The 22,242-nt window shown below is 71.2% G+C and carries 18 protein-coding genes; 13 read left to right on the plus strand and 5 right to left on the minus strand.

Going from position 1 to position 22,242, the window contains the following annotated elements:
- Positions 1–174: 174 nt before the first annotated feature.
- The gene (locus OG736_RS40855) at positions 175–405 is read right to left on the minus strand and encodes a hypothetical protein (RefSeq protein WP_327186945.1); all 231 of its coding nucleotides are present in this window, start codon (positions 403–405) and stop codon (positions 175–177) included.
- Between the two features lie 213 nt (positions 406–618).
- Here OG736_RS40855 and OG736_RS40860 point away from each other — a divergent pair, with 213 nt between their 5' ends.
- Together OG736_RS40860 and OG736_RS40865 are read left to right on the plus strand one after the other, a co-directional pair.
- Complete coding sequence (locus OG736_RS40860; protein WP_327186946.1) at positions 619–1,308, plus strand: beta-glucanase; 690 nt, start codon at positions 619–621, stop codon at positions 1,306–1,308.
- Positions 1,309–1,436: 128 nt separating this feature from the next.
- Positions 1,437–1,865: a DUF6003 family protein gene (locus OG736_RS40865; protein WP_327186947.1), complete on the plus strand. Its 429-nt coding sequence runs from the start codon at positions 1,437–1,439 to the stop codon at positions 1,863–1,865.
- A gap of 96 nt (positions 1,866–1,961) precedes the next feature.
- Here the strand turns inward: OG736_RS40865 and OG736_RS40870 are convergent, their stop codons facing one another.
- Positions 1,962–2,927, minus strand: coding sequence for a YihY/virulence factor BrkB family protein (locus OG736_RS40870; protein WP_327186948.1), 966 nt, complete (start codon positions 2,925–2,927; stop codon positions 1,962–1,964).
- A 159-nt stretch (positions 2,928–3,086) separates the two neighbouring features.
- Between OG736_RS40870 and OG736_RS40875 the strand changes: the two genes are divergently transcribed.
- Positions 3,087–3,707: a TetR/AcrR family transcriptional regulator gene (locus tag OG736_RS40875; protein ID WP_327186949.1), complete on the plus strand. Its 621-nt coding sequence runs from the start codon at positions 3,087–3,089 to the stop codon at positions 3,705–3,707.
- Positions 3,704–4,729, plus strand: coding sequence for a DMT family transporter (locus tag OG736_RS40880; RefSeq protein WP_327186950.1), 1,026 nt, complete (start codon positions 3,704–3,706; stop codon positions 4,727–4,729). Before OG736_RS40875 ends, OG736_RS40880 begins: the two co-directional genes overlap by 4 nt.
- A 99-nt stretch (positions 4,730–4,828) precedes the next feature.
- Here OG736_RS40880 and OG736_RS40885 read toward each other — a convergent pair whose 3' ends face one another.
- From OG736_RS40885 to OG736_RS40895, 3 genes are read right to left on the minus strand one after another with little or no spacing between them, the layout of a single operon-like run.
- A complete protein-coding gene (locus tag OG736_RS40885; RefSeq protein ID WP_327186951.1) occupies positions 4,829–5,587 on the minus strand; it encodes an SDR family NAD(P)-dependent oxidoreductase in 759 nt (252 codons plus the stop codon).
- On the minus strand, positions 5,584–6,921 hold the full coding sequence (locus tag OG736_RS40890; protein ID WP_327186952.1) for an L-fuconate dehydratase: 1,338 nt from the start codon (positions 6,919–6,921) through the stop codon (positions 5,584–5,586). Before OG736_RS40890 ends, OG736_RS40885 begins: the two co-directional genes overlap by 4 nt.
- Positions 6,922–6,932: 11 nt before the next feature.
- On the minus strand, positions 6,933–7,784 hold the full coding sequence (locus OG736_RS40895) for a fumarylacetoacetate hydrolase family protein (protein WP_327186953.1): 852 nt from the start codon (positions 7,782–7,784) through the stop codon (positions 6,933–6,935).
- A gap of 862 nt (positions 7,785–8,646) precedes the next feature.
- On the opposite strand from OG736_RS40895, the gene OG736_RS40900 reads away from it, so the two are divergent.
- The 9 genes from OG736_RS40900 (at position 8,647) to OG736_RS40940 (ending at position 22,190) form a co-directional block, all read left to right on the plus strand.
- The gene (locus OG736_RS40900) at positions 8,647–9,699 is read left to right on the plus strand and encodes a sugar ABC transporter substrate-binding protein (protein ID WP_327186954.1); all 1,053 of its coding nucleotides are present in this window, start codon (positions 8,647–8,649) and stop codon (positions 9,697–9,699) included.
- 109 nt (positions 9,700–9,808) lie between these two features.
- On the plus strand, positions 9,809–11,383 hold the full coding sequence (locus OG736_RS40905) for a sugar ABC transporter ATP-binding protein (protein ID WP_327186955.1): 1,575 nt from the start codon (positions 9,809–9,811) through the stop codon (positions 11,381–11,383).
- A gap of 2 nt (positions 11,384–11,385) precedes the next feature.
- Positions 11,386–12,426, plus strand: a complete 1,041-nt coding sequence (locus tag OG736_RS40910) for an ABC transporter permease (RefSeq protein WP_327186956.1) — start codon at positions 11,386–11,388, stop codon at positions 12,424–12,426.
- An 85-nt stretch (positions 12,427–12,511) separates the two neighbouring features.
- On the plus strand, positions 12,512–13,219 hold the full coding sequence (locus OG736_RS40915) for a FadR/GntR family transcriptional regulator (RefSeq protein WP_327186957.1): 708 nt from the start codon (positions 12,512–12,514) through the stop codon (positions 13,217–13,219).
- A gap of 128 nt (positions 13,220–13,347) precedes the next feature.
- On the plus strand, positions 13,348–16,557 hold the full coding sequence (locus tag OG736_RS40920; protein WP_327186958.1) for a glycosyl hydrolase family 95 catalytic domain-containing protein: 3,210 nt from the start codon (positions 13,348–13,350) through the stop codon (positions 16,555–16,557).
- Positions 16,558–16,806: 249 nt separating this feature from the next.
- On the plus strand, positions 16,807–17,727 hold the full coding sequence (locus OG736_RS40925; protein ID WP_327186959.1) for an amidohydrolase family protein: 921 nt from the start codon (positions 16,807–16,809) through the stop codon (positions 17,725–17,727).
- A gap of 224 nt (positions 17,728–17,951) precedes the next feature.
- Complete coding sequence (locus OG736_RS40930) at positions 17,952–20,225, plus strand: MMPL family transporter (RefSeq protein ID WP_327186960.1); 2,274 nt, start codon at positions 17,952–17,954, stop codon at positions 20,223–20,225.
- 76 nt (positions 20,226–20,301) lie between these two features.
- Positions 20,302–21,513 (plus strand): sensor histidine kinase, encoded by a 1,212-nt coding sequence (locus OG736_RS40935; protein WP_327186961.1) that lies wholly within the window; start codon positions 20,302–20,304, stop codon positions 21,511–21,513.
- Positions 21,510–22,190, plus strand: a complete 681-nt coding sequence (locus OG736_RS40940) for a response regulator transcription factor (protein WP_327186962.1) — start codon at positions 21,510–21,512, stop codon at positions 22,188–22,190. Before OG736_RS40935 ends, OG736_RS40940 begins: the two co-directional genes overlap by 4 nt.
- The last annotated feature ends 52 nt before the right edge of the window (positions 22,191–22,242 follow it).

The raw sequence follows: 22,242 nt of genomic DNA on the forward strand, positions 1-22,242 counted from the left end.
CTCGCATACGCCGTCACCTCCACAGGGCACGGCTGCACGCCACAACACCCTCCGCATCTGCGTGCTCCGCGGTGCGGACAACCACCTCATGCAGTTGATCACTCATGGCGCGCGACGCTGTCCGCCACTACTGACACCGCCGCCCGGCGGCCGCTCCCGTTCCCGGCGCCGCGTCTACCGGCGGTCCGGTCCGTGCTCCCAGGTCTTCGGGCCGCCGCCTCGCCACTCGATCAGCGGGGACGACTCGACGTAGGCCTCGTCGGCATCGTCCAGCCCGGTCTCGCGGAGGAACTCGACGACGTCCAGCAGGCCGTACGCCATCCCCAGGAAGTGGTCACCGGCGCGCACCCGTCGCCCGCCGTCCGCGGCGGGCGGATAGATCACGACGGGGTGCGCAAGGCCCATGCCAACAGCGTGCGCCCCGCGCCGAACAAGCGCATGCGGGCCAACGGCGGAGGGGGCGCGCCCGATACGGACGCCGACCGGTCCGCGCACCGCGCGCTCTAGGCCGAACGGGTGAATCGCGGGTCGGGCGAATTCGGGCATCGCATGGCCGGGGCCGCGCTGGGGAGAAATCCGGCATGTGATGCCGTATCCGGCGACAGAGGGAGCCCTCGGGTGAGCGCAGTCGTCTTCACCGCTGATTTCTCCTCCGACCGTCAGTGGGTGGCGGGCCGTTCCTGGGCCTATCCCGACGGCGGCCCCACCAACCCCGGCGACAACAAACTGGACCACCTCACGGCCGACCCCTCGTACTCCCGCACCGGCACGTTCCGCGCCACGCGCAGAGCCGACGGCCTGTGGGACGCGGGCCTGTTGACCACCGAGGAGAGCGCCGAGGGCTTCATGGTCCGCACCGGAGACCGCCTCGACACCAGGGTGCGCCTGCCCACCGGGTCGGGTTCCTGGCCGGCGATCTGGACCTGGCGGGACGGAGGCAACGAGGTGGACGTGTTCGAGTACCACCCGGACAATCCCGACCTTCTGGAGTTGAGCAACCACGTACGCGAGGGGCACAGTTACGTGCGCGACGAAGCCGTCAGCCCCGGTGGTGTCATCGATCTGAGCGTGACCTTCGGCAGGCGCAGCGTCGTCTGGTCCCTGAACGGGGACCGGATCTTCGCCGACGGACGGGGTGTCGGGTCCTCCTGGCACGCGTACCTCATCGTCAACCTCTCGGTGTGCGCGGGCCGTTACCACCCGCCTCCGGACGACGCCGCCACCGAGTTGTCCTACGGGGTGGAGAGCCTGGTGGTGCGCCGTGCCGTGGACCGGGACCGTGCCGTGGACCAGGGCTCCGGTCCCTGACGGGTGGGAGCGACGGGTGGGTGACGTTGCCGAGAGGCCGACGGTAATCCGGGTGCCGTGGGGTAGAGGGACGTCGATCGGCCCCTCACCGTGGTGGCCGGATGTCTCCCGTCGAGAAGGAGCCGAGCATGACCGACGAGGCCTACCTGTTTCTGCTGGACGACGCCGACGTGACGCTCGGGGTGGCTCCGGCCGCCGTCGGTGACCTCGCCTGCATGGACACCACGGCGGTACGCGCGTGGCTGAACGCACAGGGAAGCACGGCGACGTCCCCCCGTCTGCGACTCGTGCCGCCGGAGGAGAGGACGGCCGTTCCCGAGGGAGCGGAACGGCTGCCGGTCCCGCTGAGCGAGGAGGAACTGAGCCGTGTGCGGCATCGGATGGCGCCGGGGGCGCACGCCGGGGTCGAGGACGAGCTGCTCGCCTACCGCGACAGTGCCGACGGCAGGGACGAGCTGATCGGGCGGGCACTGGCCGCCGGCGTGCCCCCGCACCGCATCGTGGAACTGACCGGTGTGGATCCCGCGACGGTGACCGCGGCGGCAGGCGGTCGCTGACACGCCGGCCGCACCGGCGACAGGGGGCGACGGCGGTCGGGCGACGGCGGTCGGGCGACGGGCGGCCGACCTGGGCGGAGGGCGTGAAGCGGCGCGTCACGCCCCCGGGCCGGGGTCCGGCCGCACGGCGGATTCGACGCCGGCCCGGGCCGCTTCGAGCTGCGCGGCGAACGCGATGCCGAGGAAGAGCGCGACGGCCGTGAGGTTGGCCCAGAGCAGCAGGGCGATGAACGCGGTGAGCGGCCCGTACAGGGCGCCGAAGGCACCGCTCTTCTCGACGTACAGGGCGAGCAGCCACGTGGCTGCGATCCACAGCAGGAGATGGACCGCGGAGCCGAAGGCCAGCCAGGTGTAACCCGGTTGCCTCCGACGGGGCGACCACCGGAAGATCACGGCGGAGGCCACCCAGGCCAGCGCGAGTCCCACGGGGATGTCGAGCACGCCCCACCAGTGCGGCCCACCGCCCTCCCACCCCGCGGTGTCCGCGATCGCGTCGCCGACTGCCTCGCCGGCCACGAGTACGACGAACCCCAGCCCCAGGGGCAGACCGGCCGACAGCGCCAGGACCAGAGCCCGGCCGTACTTGCGGGGGAAGGAGCGGTCGCGCTCGATGCCGTAGATACGGTTGGCGCCCCGCTCGATCTGTCCCATGGCCGAGGCGAGGTTCAGCAGTGCGAAGGCCAGCCCGAGCCAGAGGGCGAGCGTGCTCCACGCGTCGCCGTGCGCGCTGCGCCGCGTCCCGTCGAAGGCGTCCTCTACGATGCCGGCGCTGGCTCCCGGCACGATCCGGCCGAGGGTCAGCTCGATGATCCGGCCCACGCCCTCCGTGTGCACCGAGGTGGCCAGCCCGACGAGCGCCACGGTGCACGGCACCAGGCCCAGCACCACCTGGAAGGCGAGCGCCCGCGCGTTGGTGAAGCCGTCCGCGTAGCGGAACCGGGCGAAGGAGTCGGTCAGCAGCCGCAGCCCTCCGTAGTGGCGCAGCGCGGTGAACGCTTCGTCTCCGGAGAGTTCCTCCCCGATCATGTCCCGGGTCTGAGGGACGTGGACGGTGGTTCCCATGACGTTGACGCTCCCTCGTCGCGCGATCGCTCCCTGTCCGGTTGCCCCGTGAACCTCGATCACGCACCGCCGCCGGGATCGGTTCGGCAACAAGTACCGCACGTCGAGCGAGCCCCGTTCTAGGTAGACTGACCTACCTAGAATCTGGGAGGGAACGGAATGAGTGACACCCCTACCGCCGCGTCGCGACCCGGCAAGGCGCCCGGGAAGGGGCCCGGCAAGGCGCGCGCACGGTTGCTCGCCGCCGCCGCGCGCCGTTTCTACGCGGACGGCGTGTCGGCGACGGGGATCGACACGATCACCGCCGAGGCCGGTGTGGCGAAGATGAGTCTGTACAACAACTTCTCCTCGAAGGCCGACCTGGTGATGGCCTACCTCGACGCGCGGCACGAGGAGTGGCTGGGCCTGTACCGGCGGCGGCTCGAAGAGGTCCGGGACGGTCGCGGCGGCGTACTGGCCGTCTTCGACGCGTACGCCGATCACGCCGCCTTCGCCTACGAGCACGGCTTTCGGGGGTGCGGGCTGCTGAACGCGGCTGCCGAACTGCCCGCCGGGCACGAGGGGCGGGACGTGGTGCGCCGGCACAAGGAGGAGGTCGAGTCCCTGCTCTCCGGGCATCTCCGGGAACTCCTGCCCGACCGGCCCGAGGAGGCCGAAGCGTTGGCGGAGCATCTGTCGTTCCTGCTGGAGGGCGCGACGGCACGGGCCGGCCTGGAGGGCGCGGGCACGCGGCTGGAGCATGCGCGGACCATTGCGGCGAACCTGCTGGACCGGCTGTGACGCGGTCCGCCGGACCCGCGGTCGGCTCGGTGGGCACGGGCTCGCTGTGCGTGCTCGTGGCGTCGGTGCTGTGGGGCACCACGGGCACCGCCGCGACCTTCGCACCAGCCGTGGGACCCCTCGCGATCGGGGCCGCCGCCATGGGCCTGGGCGGACTCCTCCAAGCCCTCGTGGCCGCCCCTCGTATCGCACGGGAGATGTCCGCGCTGCGCGCGCGGCGCGAGGTGGTCGTGCTCGGCGCGCTGGCGGTGGGGGCCTATCCGCTGGCGTTCTACACCTCCATGCACCTGGCCGGGGTCGCCGCCGGCACCGTGGTGTCGATCGGCTCGGCCCCTCTCGCGTCGGCCCTGATCGAACGCGTGATGGACAAACGCCGTCTGACGCGCCGTTGGATGACCGGCGCCGCTCTGGGCCTGTCGGGAACCGTTCTGCTGTGCATGGCCGAAGCGGCCCAGGCGCACTCCGGCCCCGGCGCCCGTTCGGTGCGGACGACCGTGTTCGGCGTGGCGCTGGGCCTGGTGGCGGGCTTCACCTATGCCCTGTACTCGTGGGCGGCCCATCGTCTGATCAGCCGCGGGGTCACCTCCGGCGCGGCCATGGGTGCCGTCTTCGGGCTGGGCGGCCTGCTGCTTCTGCCCGTGCTGTCGGCCACCGGCGCCCCGCTGCTCGGCTCCTGGTCCAACGCGGCCGTCGGCACCTATATGGCCCTGGTCCCCATGTTCACCGGATACGTCCTGTTCGGCTGGGGCCTGGCACACGTCCCGGCGAGCACCGCGACCACGCTCTCGCTGCTGGAACCCGCCGTCGCGGCCGTGCTCGCCGTGGTGGTCGTCGGTGAACGCCTGCCCCTGCTCGGCTGGACCGGCATCGCCCTGGTCGTCGGCTGCCTCGCCGTACTCACCGTGCCGACCGGTACCGCATCCCCGACTTCTGCCGCTCCACCGTCCGGTACCGCTCCACGAGCTCCGGTGTCCGCGGCCGAGCCGGGGGAGAGGGCGAGGGCCGACGCCTCCACAGGCTGAGCGATGAGGGGCAGGGGTGTCCGGGTCCGGCAGCCCCTCGCGGTGCCGCCGCACGCCGACGCGGTGACCTGTACCCGGTGCCACCGAGCCGACCGGTTCTCATGACCCGGCGGCCGGGCGGAGCCGGAGTCCCTGCATACCGCCGTCGACGGCCAGGGCCGTGCCGGTCACACCGGCGGCGTCGGGACTCGCGAGGTGGACGAGGGCGGCGGCGACCTCGTCCGCGGTGACCAGACGGCCCATCGGCTGCCTGGCGTGCAGCGCCGCGCGTTCGGCCTCGGGATCGTCGACGGCGTCCAGCAGCCGGGCCACCCAGGGGGTGTCGGCGGTGCCGGGGTTGACGCAGTTGACGCGGATGCCCTCGTGGACGTGGTCGGCGGCCATCGCCAGGGTCAGCGACAGCACGGCGCCCTTGCCGGCGGAGTACAGGGCGCGTTGCGGCAGGCCCGCCGTGGCGGCGATGGAGCAGGTGTTGACCACGGCGGCGTGGGACGAGCGCCGCAGATACGGCAGGGCCGCACGGGTCGTGCGCACCATGCCGATCACATTGACGTCCAGGACGTGGTGCCACTGCTCGTCCGGGTTGTCCTCGACGGTTCCGGCGGCACCGATACCCGCGTTGTTGACGAGGATGTCCAGGCCGCCGAACCGCCCGGCCGCTTCTTCGACAGCGGCCCGTACCGAGGTGTCGTCCGTGACGTCGGCCTGGAGCGCGAGCAACGGCTGTGGCACCCCGGCGGGCTCCCGGTCGAGTACGGCGACCCGGGCGCCCTGCTCGGCCAGCAGCCCTGCCGTGGCCAGTCCGATGCCGGACGCGCCGCCGGTCACGAGAGCCCTGAGACCCGAGAGGCCGGTCATGAGGTCGCGTTCCCTTCGGCGAGGTCGGCGGCCCAGAACGTGCCGTCGGGGTAGCGGTACTCGGCGAGGGACCCGGGGTGCATCGCGGCGGAGAAGCCGGGGGACAGCGGCGCGGTGTAGTGGCCGTCGCGGATCACCACCGGTGTGACGAAGTGTTCGTGGAGGTGGTCGACGTACTCGATGACCCGGTTCTCGGTGGTGCCGGACAGGGCCAGGTAGTCGAACATCGACAGGTGCTGCACCAGTTCGCACAGCCCCACACCGCCGGCGTGCGGGCACACCGGCACCCCGAACTTCGCGGCCAGCAGCAGGATCGCCAGGTTCTCGTTGACGCCGCCGACGCGAGCGGCGTCGATCTGGAGGACGTCGAGGGCGCCGGCCTGGAGCAGTTGCTTGAAGACGATGCGGTTCTGGACGTGCTCACCGGTGGCGACCTTCACGGGCGCGACGCCCGCACGGACGGCGGCGTGGCCGAGGATGTCGTCCGGACTGGTGGGCTCCTCGATCCAGTACGGGTCGAACTCCCCGAGGGCCCGGACCCACTCGATCCCCTCGCCGACGTTCCAGCGCTGGTTGGCGTCGATGGCGATACGGATGCCGTCACCGACGGCGGCGCGGGCGGTGCGCAGCCGCCGGATGTCGTCCGCCAGGTCGGCGCCGACCTTGAGCTTGATCTGGGTGAAGCCGTCGGCGACCGCTTCCTTGGCGAGTCGGGTGAGCTTCTCGTCGGAGTAGCCGAGCCAGCCCGGCGAGGTGGTGTACCCGGGATAGCCGTGCGCCAGCAGGGCCGCCTCGCGCTCGGCGAGCCCGGCCTGTCCGTCCCGCAGCAGGGTGAGGGCGTCCTCGGGGGTGAGGGCGTCGGCGATGTAGCGGAAGTCGACCTGGGAGACCAGCCATTCGGGGTCGGCGCGGGCGAGCAGACGCCACAGCGGCTGCCCGGCCCGTTTGGCGGTGAGGTCCCACACCGCGTTCACCACCGCCCCGATCGCCATATGCATGACGCCCTTCTCGGGGCCGAGCCAGCGCAGCTGGCTGTCGCCGATCAGATCGCGGTTCAGCGATCCCGGATCGGCGCACAGCTCCTCGACGGAACGGCCCAGGAGATGAGGGCGCAGGGCGCCGATCGCCGCGACCTGGACGTCGTTGCCGCGCCCGATCGTGAACGTGAAGCCGTGCCCTTCGAGACCGTCGCCCGCGTCGGTGCGCAGCACCACATAGGCGGCGGAGTAGTCGGGGTCCGGGTTCATCGCGTCGGAGCCGTCCAGTTCCCGCGAGGTGGGGAAGCGGATGTCGTGCGTGTCGACCGAGATGATCCGGGCGGGAGTTGCAGACAAGGGGGTGCCTTTCACGCTTGGCCGAAGGTCTGCCGCTGGCCGCCGAGCCCGTCGATCTCGAGCTCGACGGTGTCGCCGGGACGGAGGTAGGGAGTGCCGGGCAGGCCGAGGGCCACACCCGCGGGCGTACCCGTGTTGATCACGTCACCCGGCTCCAGAACCATGTACTGGCTCAGGTACGACACGAGGTGGTGGACCGGGAAGATCATGTCGCGGGTGTGGCCGTGCTGGCGCTTGACGCCGTTGACGGTCAGCCGAAGTCCCAGGTCCTGCGGGTCGGCGACCTCGTCGGCGGTGACCAGCCACGGGCCCAGCGGGTTGAAGGTCTCGCAGGACTTGCCCAGGTCCCACTGCGGCGAGTACTCGAGCTGGAACTCACGCTCGGAGACGTCGTGGCTGACCGCGTATCCCGCGATCACCCCCGGCGCTTCCTCGGGCCCCGCCAGATAGCGGGCACGCCGTCCGATGACGACCGCGAGTTCCACCTCCCAGTCGGTCTTCCGGGAGCCGCGCGGGACCAGCACCTCGTCACGGGGGCCGACGACGGTGCCCGGGTCCTTCATGAAGACCACCGGACGGGCCGGGATCGCGGCCCCGGTCTCGGCGGCGTGGTCGCGGTAGTTCAGACCGACGCAGACGATCTTTCCCGGCCGGGCGACGGGCGCGCCGACGCGCAGGCCTTCCGCGTCGAGCTCCGGCAGAGCGCCGGCCTCGACCGCCGCGCGCGCCCGGTCGACACCGCCGGAGGAGAGGAAGGCGCCGTCGATCTCGGGGGTCACCGGGCTCAGGTCCAGCAGCAGGTCGTCGTCGACGCGGACCGCGGGCCGCTCCTCTCCCGGGGGGCCGACGCGTAGCAGTTTCACTGAGCAACTCCCTTGCCATGGGTGCTTCGTCCGCGAGTGCGCCCCCGTGCCGTGAAGAGCTGCCGGGCGAGCAGGGCAGGCCTCTTCGCGCAGGTCACCGGCCCGATCACGCGCACGGTCTGGACTCGACCAGCATTCATCGGAGGAATGACGACTCCGTGACTGTAAAGGCTCTCAAGCGTCTGGGCAATGCAGTCCTCGGATGTATCCGGCGTGACCCGGTCGATATCGCCAAACCGCACCGGGACTTGTCCGCATTCGCCGGGGAGGCCTCGCGGGGCCGGCGTGGCCCATCGGACGAATTTCCGCCGAATGCGTCGCGAGACGGATCGGCGGCCTCTTCCGTTCGGCGGTGACGGCCCCCACCGCCGAGGCGCTCCGTGCGCCCGTCGCGGTGGCGCCGGAGGCCCAGACCGCCCCCGGGTACCGTCTCCGAGAGCGGGACCATGTCGAAATCGTGAACTCCGGGACCTGTCGCGTCCTGAGCGGACGGCGGAGGAAAAGACCAGCTCGGAACCGGTCGAACAGAGGGGCCCAAGGTCGTCGATCGGACTGGTGGCCGTATGCGGGGCGCTGCCGCGGAAATCGTTGGGGGACGGACTCTTGTCAACGTCGGCAACGCCGTCGTAACGTCCACGTCGTCCCGGATACATCGGAGGAATCAGCTTCGCTGGCTCTCTCGGCTGTTCAGTACCGCCTTCTCGGCCCTCCTCTTCACCCTCATCCCGTCCCCGCCGGCACGGTCCGCGCATGCCTTCGGCAGCCACCTTCACGGTTCGAGTTCCCGTTCCGCCCACCGGGCGCGGACGCCTCGGCCGCCGCCGCGCACCGCCCTGCCCTGGCTAAGGAGAAACACACGGCCATGAAGCTCGCTCGCACCCGTTCCGCCGCCGCAGCCGCCGGCACCGTCCTCGTGGCGCTCGCCCTCGTCACCGCATGCAACCGCGAGAGCACCAGCTCGGGTGCCGCGGGCGGTGCGGACAAGCCCGCCGTCGGCATCGACCTGCCGCGCTCCGACTCGGACTTCTGGAACTCCTACGCCGACTACGTGAAGAAGGACGTCAAGGCCGACGGCGTCAACGCGCTGCCGCTGAGCAACTCGCAGAACGACGTCACCAAGCTGGTCGCCAATGTGCAGGTGTTCCAGAACACGGGCGCCAAGGCGATCGTCATGGCCCCCCAGGACACCGGTGCCATCGCCTCCACGCTCGACACGCTCGCCTCGAAGAAGATCCCCGTGGTCAGTGTCGACACCCGCCCCGACAAGGGTGACGTCTACATGGTCGTACGCGCCGACAACAAGGCGTACGGCACCAAGGCCTGCGAGTTCCTCGGCAAGCAGCTCGGCGGCACGGGCAAGGTCGCCGAACTCCAGGGCGCCCTCGACTCCATCAACGGGCGCGACCGCTCCGAGGCCTTCGCCGCCTGCATGAAGGAGAAGTTCCCGAAGATCAAGGTGTTCGAGCTGCCCACCGACTGGAAGGGCGACGTGGCCTCGGCGAAGCTCCAGAGCCTGCTCGCCCAGCACCCGGACCTGAACGGCATCTACATGCAGGCGGGCGGTGTGTTCCTGCAGCCGACCCTGGCCCTGCTGGAGCAGAAGGGCCTGCTCAAGCCGGCCGGCCAGAAGGGACACATCTCGATCATCTCCAACGACGGCATCCCGCAGGAGTTCGACGCGATCCGCAAGGGCCAGATCGACGCGACCGTCTCCCAGCCCGCCGACCTCTACGCCAAGTACGCGCTGTACTACGCCCAGGCGGCGGCCGACGGCAAGACCTTCAAGGCGGGGAAGACCGACCACGACTCCACGATCATCGAGATCCCGAACGGCCTCGAGGACCAGCTGCCCGCCCCGCTGGTGACCAAGGACAACGTTGAGGACAAGACGCTGTGGGGCAACAACGTCGGCTAGCCACCGGCCCCGGCGGCAGGCACGCGGAGGGGCCGGCGCACCCGGTCCCTCCGACCCCTCCGCCTCCCGCCCGTACCCCCGCATCCGGACCAGAAGGACGGTATTCACCATGGCGGACTCCGCGACCGCCCCGGCGACCGGCACCGTGAGCCGCGCCCCGGTGGCCGAGGCGACCGGAATCAGCAAACGGTACGGCGCCACCGTCGCCCTGCGCGACGCCCGCATCACCATCGCCGAGGGCGAGTCGCACGCCCTGGTCGGACGCAACGGCGCGGGCAAGTCGACGCTCGTGTCCGTCCTCACCGGACTTCAGCAGCCCGACACCGGCACCCTGCGCTTCTCCGGCGAACCGGCGCCCGCCTTCGGCGACATCGACGCCTGGCGGTCCAGGGTGGCCTGCGTCTACCAGCGGTCCACGATCATCGGGGATCTGACCGTCGCCGAGAACCTCTTCCTCAACCGGCAGAGCGACGCCGCGTTGCGCCCCATCCGCTGGAAGGACCTGCGGCAGCGCGCCGAGCAGCTCCTCGGCGAGTACGGAGTGGACGTCGACCCCACGGTCCGGGCCCGTCATCTCACCGTGGAACAGCGGCAGTTCGTCGAGATCGCACGAGCCCTGTCCTTCGGCGCCCGGTTCATCGTCCTGGACGAGCCGACCGCCAAGCTGGACGCCCGCGGAATCGACCGGCTCTTCGCCAAGCTCCGGGACCTCCAACGACAGGGTGTCGCCTTCCTTTTCATCTCCCACCACCTGCAAGAGGTCTACGACCTGTGCACCACGGTCACCGTCTACCGCGACGCGGCCCACATCCGCACCGCGGCGGTGGCCGGACTCGACAAGCACGAGCTGGTCGAGGCCATGACCGGCGAGTCCGCCAGGACGACGGGTGCCGACGAGGCGAGGACGGCCTCCCCGGCCGGCGCCATGGTGCTCCTCGACGTCGACCGGCTGACCCTGACCGGCACCTGCCGAGACCTGTCGCTCTCCGTCCGCACCGGTGAGGTGGTCGGCCTCGCGGGCGCGACGGCCAGCGGCAACGTCCAGGTGGGGGAGGCCGTCGCCGGACTGCACCGCGCCGAGGGAGGCAGGATCTCGGTCGACGGCCGGACCGTCCGTACCGGCAGTGTCCCGGCGTCCCTCACCGCGGGCGTCGGTCTGGTGCCGGAGGACCGGCACGTCCAGGGCCTCGTCCACGATCGCAGCGTCGCGGAGAACGCGACCCTCACCGTCACCGACCAGCTCGGCCCGTTCGGTACCGTCCTGCCGGCCCGCACCAGGACCTTCGCCCAGCGCATGATCCGCGATCTCGACATCAAGACGCCGGGTGCGGGCACTGCGGTCTCCGCGCTCTCCGGCGGCAACCAGCAGAAGGTCGTCGTGGCCCGGGCCCTGGCCACAGACCCCCATGTCCTGGTCGCCATCCGGCCCACCAACGGAGTGGACGTCAAGTCCAAGGAGTTCCTGCTCGCCAGGATCCGTGGGGTCGCCGACACCGGGAAGGCCGCGCTGATCGTCTCCGACGAACTGGACGACCTCAGGGCGTGCGACCGGGTCGTGGTCATGTTCCACGGACGCGTGGTCGCGGAGTTCGACCGCGGCTGGAAGGACGAACAGATGGTCGCCGCCATGGAGGGCGTCGCCGGCACCCCCGCAGCAGCCGACACCGAAGAGCACGGAAGGTAGTCATGTCCGCCACCACCGATGTCACCGACCCCGCAGCGAGCGTGGGGCAGACGACCGCCAAGGGCACCCGGCGCGGACTCGATCTCGGCCGCTTCCGTGAACTGTCCCTGGTCCCGGCCATCCTGGTCCTCGGCCTGATCGGGTTCATCGTCTCCCCGGCCTTCCTCACCTCAGACAACCTCATCGGCGTGGCCCAGCAGTCCACCGAGCTGAGCCTGCTGGTCCTCGCCACGGCGCTGATCCTGATCGTCGGCCGGATGGACCTGTCCCTGGAGTCCACGATCGGGGTGGCGCCGGTCATCGCCGTCTGGCTGGTCCTGCCCACCAGCGGCGGCCGGTTCAACGGCCTGGGGCTCCTTCCGCAGTGGACGGCGATCCCGCTCTGTCTCCTGGTGGGCGTGGCGATCGGCGCCCTCAACGGCTTCCTCATCCTGAAGCTGCGCCTCAACGGGTTCATCGTCACGCTCGGCGGGCTGACCATGCTGCGCGGACTCCAAGTGGCCCTCTCCGAAGGCCAGTCCATCGTGGATCTGCCCCCCTCCTTCACCTATCTGGGCAAGGCTTCCTGGCTGGGCGTCCCGGCCGCCATCTGGATCTGCGCGGCGCTGTTCGCCGCCGGCGGCTGCGCACTGGCCTGGCTGCGGCACGGACGGGCGCTCTACGCGATCGGCGGCAACGCGGAGGCCGCCCGGACCGCCGGTATCCGGGTCGACCGGATCGTGTGGGTCGTCCTGATCATCGGCAGCCTGCTCGCCGCCTTCGCCGGCATCCTCTACAGCGGTCACTACGGCTCCATCTCCGCCACCCAGGGCAGCGGCTGGATCTTCCAGGTCTTCGCCGCGACCGTCATCGGCGGCGTCAGCCTCAACGGCGGCAAGGGTTCGGTGTTCGGCGCGCTCACCGGTGTGCTGACCCTCCAGCTGGTCGTCAACGTGATGACGCTGGCGGGCGTACCGCCGCTGTGGAACCAGTTCCTCAACGGCGCGATCATCATCGTCGCGCTGATCATCTCCCGCTTCGCCTCCGGCGAGAAGCAGGAGTAGACGCGGTACCCGGGGCGTCGAGCGGGCTCGTTCCGGGGCCGCCTGGAGCCCCGCCGTGTTCCTTCGGGACAGAGAGGCGCCCCTCGTGGCACTGACGGACGAGGCGATGGAGAAGATCAAGGCGATGATCGTCGCGGGCGAACTCGCGCCCGGCTCCCGACTGCCCAAGGAGGATGCGCTCGCCGGTCAGCTCGGTCTGTCCCGAAGCTCGCTGCGCGAGGCGGTCCGTGCGCTGACCGCCATGCGCATCCTGGTCACCCGGCAGGGCGACGGAACCTATGTCTCCAGCCTGGAGCCGCACCTCCTGCTCGAGACGATGTCCTTCGCCGCCGACGTCTCGCACGGGCGGACCGCCCTTCAACTGCTCCAGGTGCGCAGACTGCTGGAACCGCCGGCGACCGGGCTGGCCGCCACCCTGCTGACCTCCGAGGACCTCGAGGAACTCGGCGCCATCCTCGAACGGTCCCGGGCGGCCGCCACGGTGGACGAGTTCGTCGCCCACGACATCGCGTTCCACCTGCGCGTCGTCGAAGCCGTCGGCAACCCCGTGCTGTCCATGCTGTTGCGCGTCCTGTCCACCCGTACCCAGCGGGTCCGCATCGTGCGGGGCAGCCGGGCACGGCGCGCCGTGGAGCGCGCGCACGCGGAACACGAGGAGATCCTCCGCGCGCTGAGGGCACGTGACGCACTGTTGGCCGTCTCCGCCGCGACGGTCCATGTGGCCGCCGTCGAGCACTGGCTCGCGGCGAGCTCGAGCTGGGTCGACGCGGACGGGCCGTCAGCCGACGGCTAGTCACGCCTCTAGACATCCGATCTATCTTGCCGTGAAGATGGCTGACGACGACAAGGCCCTCGGCAGATGTCGATGTGGCCGCTCCTCCCTCCGTGAAAGAGCCGATGAATGGGCCGGGAGATCTTGCTGTGATCAATGAATCCCAACCGCTGAGACGAAGCATCCTCAAGTTCGGCGGTGCTCTCGCCGTCGCGCCACTGGCCACTCAGCTGACGGGTGCCACGCCTACCGGGCAGGCCGTCGCCGCCGGGGCCCACGCGGCGGCGGGCATCCAGTGGCCGACCCTGTCGCGCAAGGCGCTGACGTACTCCGTCCCCGCCGCGGACTGGCAGTCGCAGGCCCTGCCGATCGGCAACGGCCGGCTCGGCGCCATGCTCTTCGCCGATCCGTACGAGGAGCGCATCCAGTTCAACGAGCAGAGTCTGTGGGGCGGAGTCAACAACTACGACAACGCTCTCGCCGGCAAGCCGGACAGCGACTTCGACACCGGTATGACCGGCTTCGGCTCGTACCGCAACTTCGGTGACCTCGTCGTCACCTTCGCTTCCCGTCCGAAGCCCACGGTCACGGCCCCGGGTGGACCGTACAGTTCCTCCCCCTCGGAGGGCGTCGACAAGACGTACGACGGCGAATCGAGCACCAAGTGGTGCATCGAGGGGCCCGGTGCGAAGGTGCGGTGGCAGGTCGAACTCCCCGACCCCGTCGTGGTCGCCTCCTACCGGCTGACGAGCGCCAACGACGTGCCGCAGCGCGACCCGCAGGAGTGGACGTTCTCCGGCTCCGCCGACGGCGCCACCTGGACCACCCTGGACAGCCGCACCCTGGAGGCGCCTTTCGAGAGCCGCTTCCAGACCAGGGAATTCACCAGTGCCCACAGCGCGGCCTATCGCTTCTACCGGTTCGACTTCGTTCCCAAGGCGGGCGTCAGCCACTTCCAGGTGAGCGAGATCGGCCTGGCCGGCGTGGACCTCGGCGGGGACACCTCGGTCTACCTGTCGTCGCCGAGCGGGCACTCGCAGGGATCCGTGGCCCGGCCCGGGACCAGGGGCACGGACATCTCACGTTCGGTGGACCGCGATCCGGCCACCGTCTGGCGGGTCGACGGCACCGCACCCGCCGTCGCCTGGCAGGCCGACCTGCCCCGCCCGGCCGTCGTCACCTCGTACACGCTGACGGCGGCCCCCGACCGCCCGCGCGACGACCCCCGGCAGTGGACGCTCGAGGCGTCGCAGGACGGGACCACCTGGACGACCCTCGACACGCGGAACCCGGGGGCGCCCTTCGCCGGCCGCGGCGAGAGCCGGACCTTCTCCTTCACCAACAGCACGGCCTACCGCGTCTACCGGCTCACCCTGATCCCCGGCGCGTCCTCCACCGGCTGCCAGATCGCGGAGATCGCACTGGCGGGCACGGGCTTCGACACCGGCGCCCAGCGCAGCATCGTCGACTACCGGCGCACCCTCGACTTCGTCGAGGGTCTCCACGTCACCCGCTTCGGGGCGCCAGGACAGCGCGTCCTGCGGGAGGCCTTCGCCGGCCGGTCCGCGGACGTCATGGTCTTCCGGTACACGTCCGACAGCGCCGAGGGACTCTCCGGGGCGATCTCGCTGACATCCGCGCAGGACCGGGCCCCGACGACCGTCGACGCCGGCGCCGGGCGGATCGGCTTCAGCGGTGTCATGGGCAATGGACTCAAGCACGCCTGCACCGTCCAGGCGGTACACACCGACGGCGACCTCAGCGCCGACGGAGCGGTGCTGAGGTTCAGTGGCTGCACGACCCTGACCCTGTTCCTCGACGCCCGCACCGACTACCGGCTCGACGCCGCCGCCGGGTGGCGCGGAGCCGCTCCGGAACCGATCGTGGACCGGACGCTCGACAAGGCGGCCGCCCGCCCCTACGAGAAGCTGCGCGCCCGGCACATCGCCGAGACGCGTGCCCTCATGAACCGTGTCTCGGTCGCCTGGGGCACCTCCCCGGCCGCCGTCGTCGCGCTCCCCACCGACGCCCGGCTGGCGCGATACGCGGCGGGCGGGGAGGACCCGACACTCGAACAGACGATGTTCGACTACGGCCGGTACCTGCTGATCGGTTCCTCCCGGCCGAAGGGCCTGCCCGCCAACCTCCAGGGCCTGTGGAACGACCAGAACCAGCCGGCCTGGGCCTCCGACTACCACACCAACATCAATGTCCAGATGAACTACTGGGGAGCCGAGACGACGAACCTGTCGGAGTGTCACGAGGCGCTCGTCGGGTTCGTCGAGCAGGTGGCGGTGCCGAGCCGGGTGGCGACCCGCAACGCCTTCGGCCAGGACACACGCGGCTGGACCGCCCGCACCAGCCAGAGCGTCTTCGGCGGCAACTCGTGGGAGTGGAACACCGTCGCGAGCGCCTGGTACGCCCAGCACCTCTACGAGCACTGGGCGTTCACCCAGGATCCGACCTATCTCCGTACCGTCGCCTACCCGATGATCAAGGAGATCTGCGAGTTCTGGGAGGACCATCTCAAGGAGCGTGAGGACGGACTCCTCGTCGCACCGAACGGCTGGTCCCCGGAGCACGGGCCGCGCGCGGACGGCGTCATGTACGACCAGCAGATCATCTGGGACCTGTTCCAGAACTACCTCGACTGCGAGGCGGCGCTCGAGGCGGATCCCGCGTACCGGGCCAAGGTCGCGGACATGCAGGCGCGCCTCGCGCCGAACAGGATCGGCCGGTGGGGCCAGCTCCAGGAGTGGCAGGAGGACATCGACAGCCCCGACGACATCCACCGCCACACCTCGCACCTCTTCGCGGTCTACCCGGGCCGCCAGATCACCCCGCAGACGCCCGACCTCGCCGCCGCGGCCCTCGTCTCCCTCAAGGCGCGGTGCGGCGAGAAGGAAGGCGTCCCGTTCACGGCCGCGACGGTCTCGGGCGACAGCCGCCGCTCATGGACCTGGCCCTGGCGGGCGGCCCTCTTCGCCCGCCTCCGTGACGGTCGGCGCGCCCAGATCATGCTGCGCGGACTGCTGACCTACAACACGCTGCCGAACCTGTTCTGCAACCACCCGCCCTTCCAGATGGACGGCAACTTCGGCATCTCGGGCGCCGTGGCGGAGATGCTCCTGCAGAGCCATGGCGGAGTCATCGACCTGCTGCCCGCCCTCCCGGACGGCTGGAAGGCGGAGGGATCCTTCACCGGGCTCCGCGCCCGGGGCGGCTACGAGGTCAGCTGTGAGTGGCGGAACGGAAAGGTGACGTCCTACAGGATCGTGGCCGACCGGGCACGGAACCGGAAGGACGTCACCGTTCGGGTGAACGGCGTCGACAGGAAGGTGAAGCCGGCCAAGCGCTGACGGGGCAACGGCTCGCTGCGGCGGCGGCCCGGTCGACGGTCGTCCGCCGCCCGCCGCCCGCCGCCCCGAGTGCGGCGGCACGGGCCGCCGGCCGGGCCGGTCGTCGCCCCCCGGCCGCCGACGGTCGGGCCGACCCCGGTCCGCACCGGGCGGAGGCCCGGGTGACGGATCCCTCACGGATTCCCCGCACGAAGGAGTGGACCCGCCGCCTGACCCGGGCCGATCGTGGGCGCCATGGATGATCACCGCATGGAACCCGTCGACCCCGGTGGTGCCGCCGAAGTCACCCCCGTGGGGGAGGAGGCCGGGGAGGTGCGCGGCTTCTGGGGCCGCCTCGGTCTTCCCGGACTCGTCGACGTCCACACGCACTTCATGCCCGAGCGGGTCCTGCGCAAGGTCTGGGCCTACTTCGACGCGCTCGGACCGCAGACCGGCGGGCTCGAGTGGCCGATCACCTACCGGAACGAGGAGACGGAACGGACGGCCCTGCTGAGGGAGTTCGGCGTACGGGCCTTCACCGCGATGCTCTACCCGCACAAGCCGGGCATGGCCCGGTGGCTGAACGACTGGGCGGCCGACTTCGCCCGCCGCACGCCCGACTGTCTGCACACCGCCACCCTGTACCCCGAGCCGGGCGTCGAGACCTACGTCCGGGAGGCCGTCGAGGCGGGCGCGCGCGTCTTCAAGGCGCACGTCCAGGTGGGGGCGTACGACCCGGCCGACGAACTCCTCGATCGGACCTGGGGGTTGCTGGCCGAGGCCGGGATCCCCGTCGTGATCCACTGCGGCTCCGGGCCCGCACCCGGCAAGCACACCGGACCCGAGCCGATCGCCCGGGTGCTGGCGCGGCACCCCCGGCTGCGACTGGTCGTCGCGCACCTGGGGATGCCCGAGTACGAGGAGTTCCTCGGCCTCGCCGAACGGTACGGGGAGGTGCGGCTGGACACCACGATGACGTTCACCGACTTCGCCGAGGAGCTGATGCCGTTCCCCGGCAGGGCCCTGCCCCGGCTGGCCGGGCTCGGCGACCGTGTCCTGCTCGGCTCCGACTTCCCCAACATCCCCTATCCGTACGTGCACCAGCTCCACGCCCTGGAACGGCTGGGCCTCGGGGACGAGTGGCTGCGGGCGGTGTGCCACGACAACGCGGCAGAGCTGTTCGGCCTGTGAGAGCCCCGTCGTGGTTCTCGCCGCCGAGGTGCTGGTGATCCGTCCGGCCGGGGGGCGGAGCGTCGTACCGGAGCATGAGTCGGCGACCGGACGTGTACCGCGGTTTCAGTAGTCGGTCCTCCGGATACGGGAGGCGGCAGTGCCAGTAGCCGGACGACGACGGGAGGGTCCTCGCCGCGACAGCCTGATCAGGTCAAGCGAGAACAGATCTGGAGTTTCCTGACGTGGCTGATCATCTGTATCGACTGGGCCGACTGGCCTTCCGGCGGCGCGGTCGGGTCGCCTTGATGTGGCTGGCCGTACTGGCGGCCGTCGGACTGGGCGCCCTCCAGGCGCCGGGAGCCTCCGACGAGGAGTTCTCGATGCCGGGCATCGAGTCCCAGAAGGCGTACGACCTGCTGCAGGAGCGCTTCCCGGGCGCTGCCGCCGACGGCGCCACCGCCCGGGTGGTGTTCGTCGCCCTCGACGGGCGGAAGGTCACCGGCGCCGCCGAGAAGGCGGCGATCGAGGAGACGGTGGAGGCCCTGGGCCAGGGCTCGCAGGTGGCCGGCGTCGCGGATCCCTACGAGACGAGGGCCGTCAGCGAGGACGGCTCCACCGCGTACGCCACCGTCACCTACAAGGTGAAGTCGTCCGAGGTCACCGACGCCGACCGGACGGCGCTGGAGAAGGCGGCCGACCGGGCCCGGAACGCCGCACTGACCGTGGAGGCCGGCGGCTCGGCCATGGACAGCGGCGGCGGACCCGGCGGCGTCGCCGAGATCATCGGCATCTCGGTGGCGGCCGTCGTGCTGCTGGTCACCTTCGGCTCGTTGGCCGCCGCGGGGCTGCCGCTGCTGACGGCGATACTCGGCGTCGGCGCGAGCATGTTCACGATCACGATGCTGGCCGACGCCCTGGGTCTGTCCACCAGCACCGGCACCCTGGCGATGATGCTGGGTCTGGCGGTCGGCATCGACTACGCGCTCTTCGTGGTCTCCCGCTACCGCGAAGAGCGGGCCGAGGGACACTCTCCGGAGGAGGCGGTCGGTCTCGCGGTCGGCACGGCCGGGTCGGCGGTCGTCTTCGCGGGCCTGACCGTGGTCATCGCGCTGGCCGGCCTGGCGGTCGTGGGGATTCCGATGCTGACCAAGATGGGCCTGACCGCCGCCGGAGCGGTCGTCGTCGCCGTGGCCGTCGCCCTGACCGTCGTGCCCGCGCTGCTGGGCTTCTGGCCGAACGCCGTGCTGCCGGGCGCCGTACGCAGGCAGCGGCGCGGCGGGCGTCTGCTCCGCCTCGTGAGGTCCGGCAGGACCGGGGCGGGGAAGGGACAGGGCGCGAGCGACAACCGCGGCAGCCGCTGGGCCCGCTTCGTGCTGCGCCGCCCGATCCCCGTACTGCTGCTGGGTGTCCTGGGCCTCGGTGTCCTGGCGATCCCGATGACCGGGTTGGAGCTCGGCATGCCGGGCGACGAGGCGAAGGCCGCCTCCACCACCGAGCGCCGTGCCTACGACGCCCTCGCGGACGGCTTCGGCCCCGGGTTCAACGGGCCCCTGACCATCGTCGTCGACGCCAAGGGGGCCGAGGACGCCAAGGCCGCGGTCGACACGATCAACCGGAAGATCGCCGACACGAAGGGCGTCGTCTCGGTCACCACGCCCCACTTCGACAGTGCCGGGGACACGGCGGTGTTCACCGCGACACCGTCCAGCAGCCCGACCGACGAGCAGACCAAGACCCTCGTCACGACCATCCGCGGCGAACGTTCCGCCATCGAGTCGGGGGCCGGCGCCTCCTTCGAGGTCACCGGTAGCACCGCACTGAACATCGACATCGCCGGGAAGGTCCAGGCGGCGCTGGTGCCCTACCTCGTCACTGTCGTCGGCCTGGCCGTCCTCCTCCTGCTGGTGGTCTTCCGCTCCGTGCTCGTCCCCCTCAAGGCGGCGCTCGGCTTCCTGCTCTCGGTGCTCGCGGCGCTGGGCGCGGTCGTCCTGGTCTTCCAGCAGGGGCACGGGGCCGCCGTGTTCGGGGTGGAGCAGACCGGGCCGATCATGAGCCTGATGCCGATCTTCCTCGTGGGCATCGTCTTCGGCCTCGCCATGGACTACGAGGTCTTCCTGGTGTCGCGGATGCGGGAGGCGTACGTCCACGGCGAGTCCGCGCGGCAGGCGGTCGTCTCGGGGTTCCGGCACAGCGCCCGGGTCGTCGTGGCCGCCGCACTCATCATGATCGCCGTCTTCGCGGGCTTCATCGGCGAGAGCGACTCCATGATCAAGATGATCGGTTTCGGCCTGGCGTCCGCGGTGCTGCTCGACGCCTTCGTCGTCCGGATGGCCGTCGTGCCCGCCGTCCTCGCCCTGCTGGGCGACCGGGCCTGGTGGCTGCCCGGGTGGCTGGACCGGCTGCTGCCCCGGGTCGACATCGAGGGCGAGGCCCTCACCCGGCGCCCGGCCGACGCCGCGGACCGCCACTCCGACCCGGGCCCGACCCCGGACGAGCCGGTCGAGGCGCGCGTCTGACCGGGCCGGCACCGAGCGGCCTTGCGCGCCGCATGTGGTCCACCATGGCGCTCAGGCCCTGCACTTGGAGAGACAGATGACCACCAGCCTGGAGCGCTACACAGGGCGTCGGCACATCGCCACGGACCTGATCCTGGCCCTGGGGCTGCTCGGCACCGTGACCCTCGGTGCCTCGATCGCCATCCCCGGCATCAGCCAGCCGCGCGAGGACTGGCCGGCCGTGCTCCTCGCGGCCGTCTCCTGCCTCGTCCAGTTGAAGGCACGCACCCGCCCCCGCACCGCTGTCGTCGTGGCCACCGTCTGCACGGTGATCACCGTGGCCCTGGGCTACCTGGTGTCCCCCCTCCTGCTGGCCCCTCTGATGATCGCCCTGTACCGGCTGGCCGCCGGGACCGACCCCCGGACCACGCGCGTGTACGGCGGCCTGACCATCGCCGTGGTGGTGGCCACCGCCGTGATCGACACCGACACCCGCACGACCGGGATGTATCTGCTGCGCAGCATCGGCCCGGTGCTGTGGCTGATGCTGCCCCTGGTCGGCGGCGGCCGGGACCGTCTGCGCCGTGACTACGTGGACTCCGTGCAGGCGCGCGCCGCGCACGCCGAGCGCACCCGCGAGGAGGAGGCCCGGCTGCGGGTCGCCGAGGAGCGGATGCGTATCGCCCGCGAGCTCCACGACGTGGTGGCCCACCACATGGCCGTCGCCAACGCCCAGGCCGGCACCGCCCGCCACCTCGCGCCCACCCACCCCGAACAGGCGCAGAGACTGCTCGGCGAGCTGACCACCACCACATCGTCCGCGCTGCTCGAACTCCGCGCCACCGTCGGGGTGTTGCGCCAGAGCGGCGACCCCGACGTCGACCCCCTGAAACCCGCCCCCGGCCTGGACCGCCTCCCCGAGCTGATCGCGACGTGCGAGTCCGCCGGCGTCGAGGTCTCCGTCACGACCGAGGGGGAACCCCGGCCCCTGTCACCGGGCGTGGACCTGACGGCGTACCGGATCATCCAGGAAGCCCTCACCAACGTCACGAAGCACGGCGCGGGCAGAGGGGCTCGTGTCCGGCTCACGTACTCCGACTCCCGACTGCTCGTCTCGGTCACCAACGACGGGACCGCCGCCCCTCCGCCGGTCCCGGACGGCGGTTACGGTCTGATGGGCATGCGCGAGCGCGCCCACTCCGTCGGCGGCGACCTGCACGCCGGTCCTCGCCCCGAGGGCGGCTTCGAGGTCGCCACCGCCCTGCCGCTGCACCTCCTCGCCCCGGAAGAAGACGAGACAAGCCTTTGAGCATTCGTGGCCTGCTCGCCGACGACCAGGCCCTGCTGCGCGGCACGTTCAAGCTGCTGATCGACTCCTGCGAGGACATGGAGGTGGTCGGCGAGGCCGCCGACGGCCAGGAAGCGGTGGATCTCGCCCGCACCCACCGCCCCGACATCGTCCTGATGGACATCCGCATGCCCGGCACGGACGGCCTCGCCGCCACCGCCGCCATCTGCGAGGACCCCGGGCTGGCCGGCACCAGGATCCTCGTCCTCACCATGTTCGAGACCGACGAGTACGTCGCCAAGGCGCTGCGCGTCGGCGCCAGCGGCTTCCTCGGCAAGTACGTCACCACCGACGCGCTGCTGGCCGGCATCCGCACCGTGGCCGCGGGCGAGGCCCTTCTTTCGCCCGGAGCGACCCGCGCCCTCATCACGCGTTTCCTCACCGCTCCGGCCCCGGGCGCCCTCCTGGCACCTCCGGAGCGCCTGAACGACCTCACTCCCCGCGAACGCGAGGTGACCACCCTCGCAGCCCGGGGCAAGTCCAACGACAAGATCGCCGAGGAACTCTTCCTGAGTGTCCTGACCGTCCGCAGCCACATCCAGCGCGCCCTGACCAAGCTGGGCGCCCGCGACCGCGCCCAACTCGTCGTCATCGCCTACCAGACCGGACTGGTGCGACCCACCTCGCCACAGCCCTGAAGCCTGATCACTGCCCGGCCCACGGGCGCCGCCCAGCGGTCTGTCAGTGGCC

It is taken from the genome of Streptomyces sp. NBC_01334, from assembly GCF_035983595.1.
GTDB classification, from domain to species: domain Bacteria; phylum Actinomycetota; class Actinomycetes; order Streptomycetales; family Streptomycetaceae; genus Streptomyces; species Streptomyces coriariae.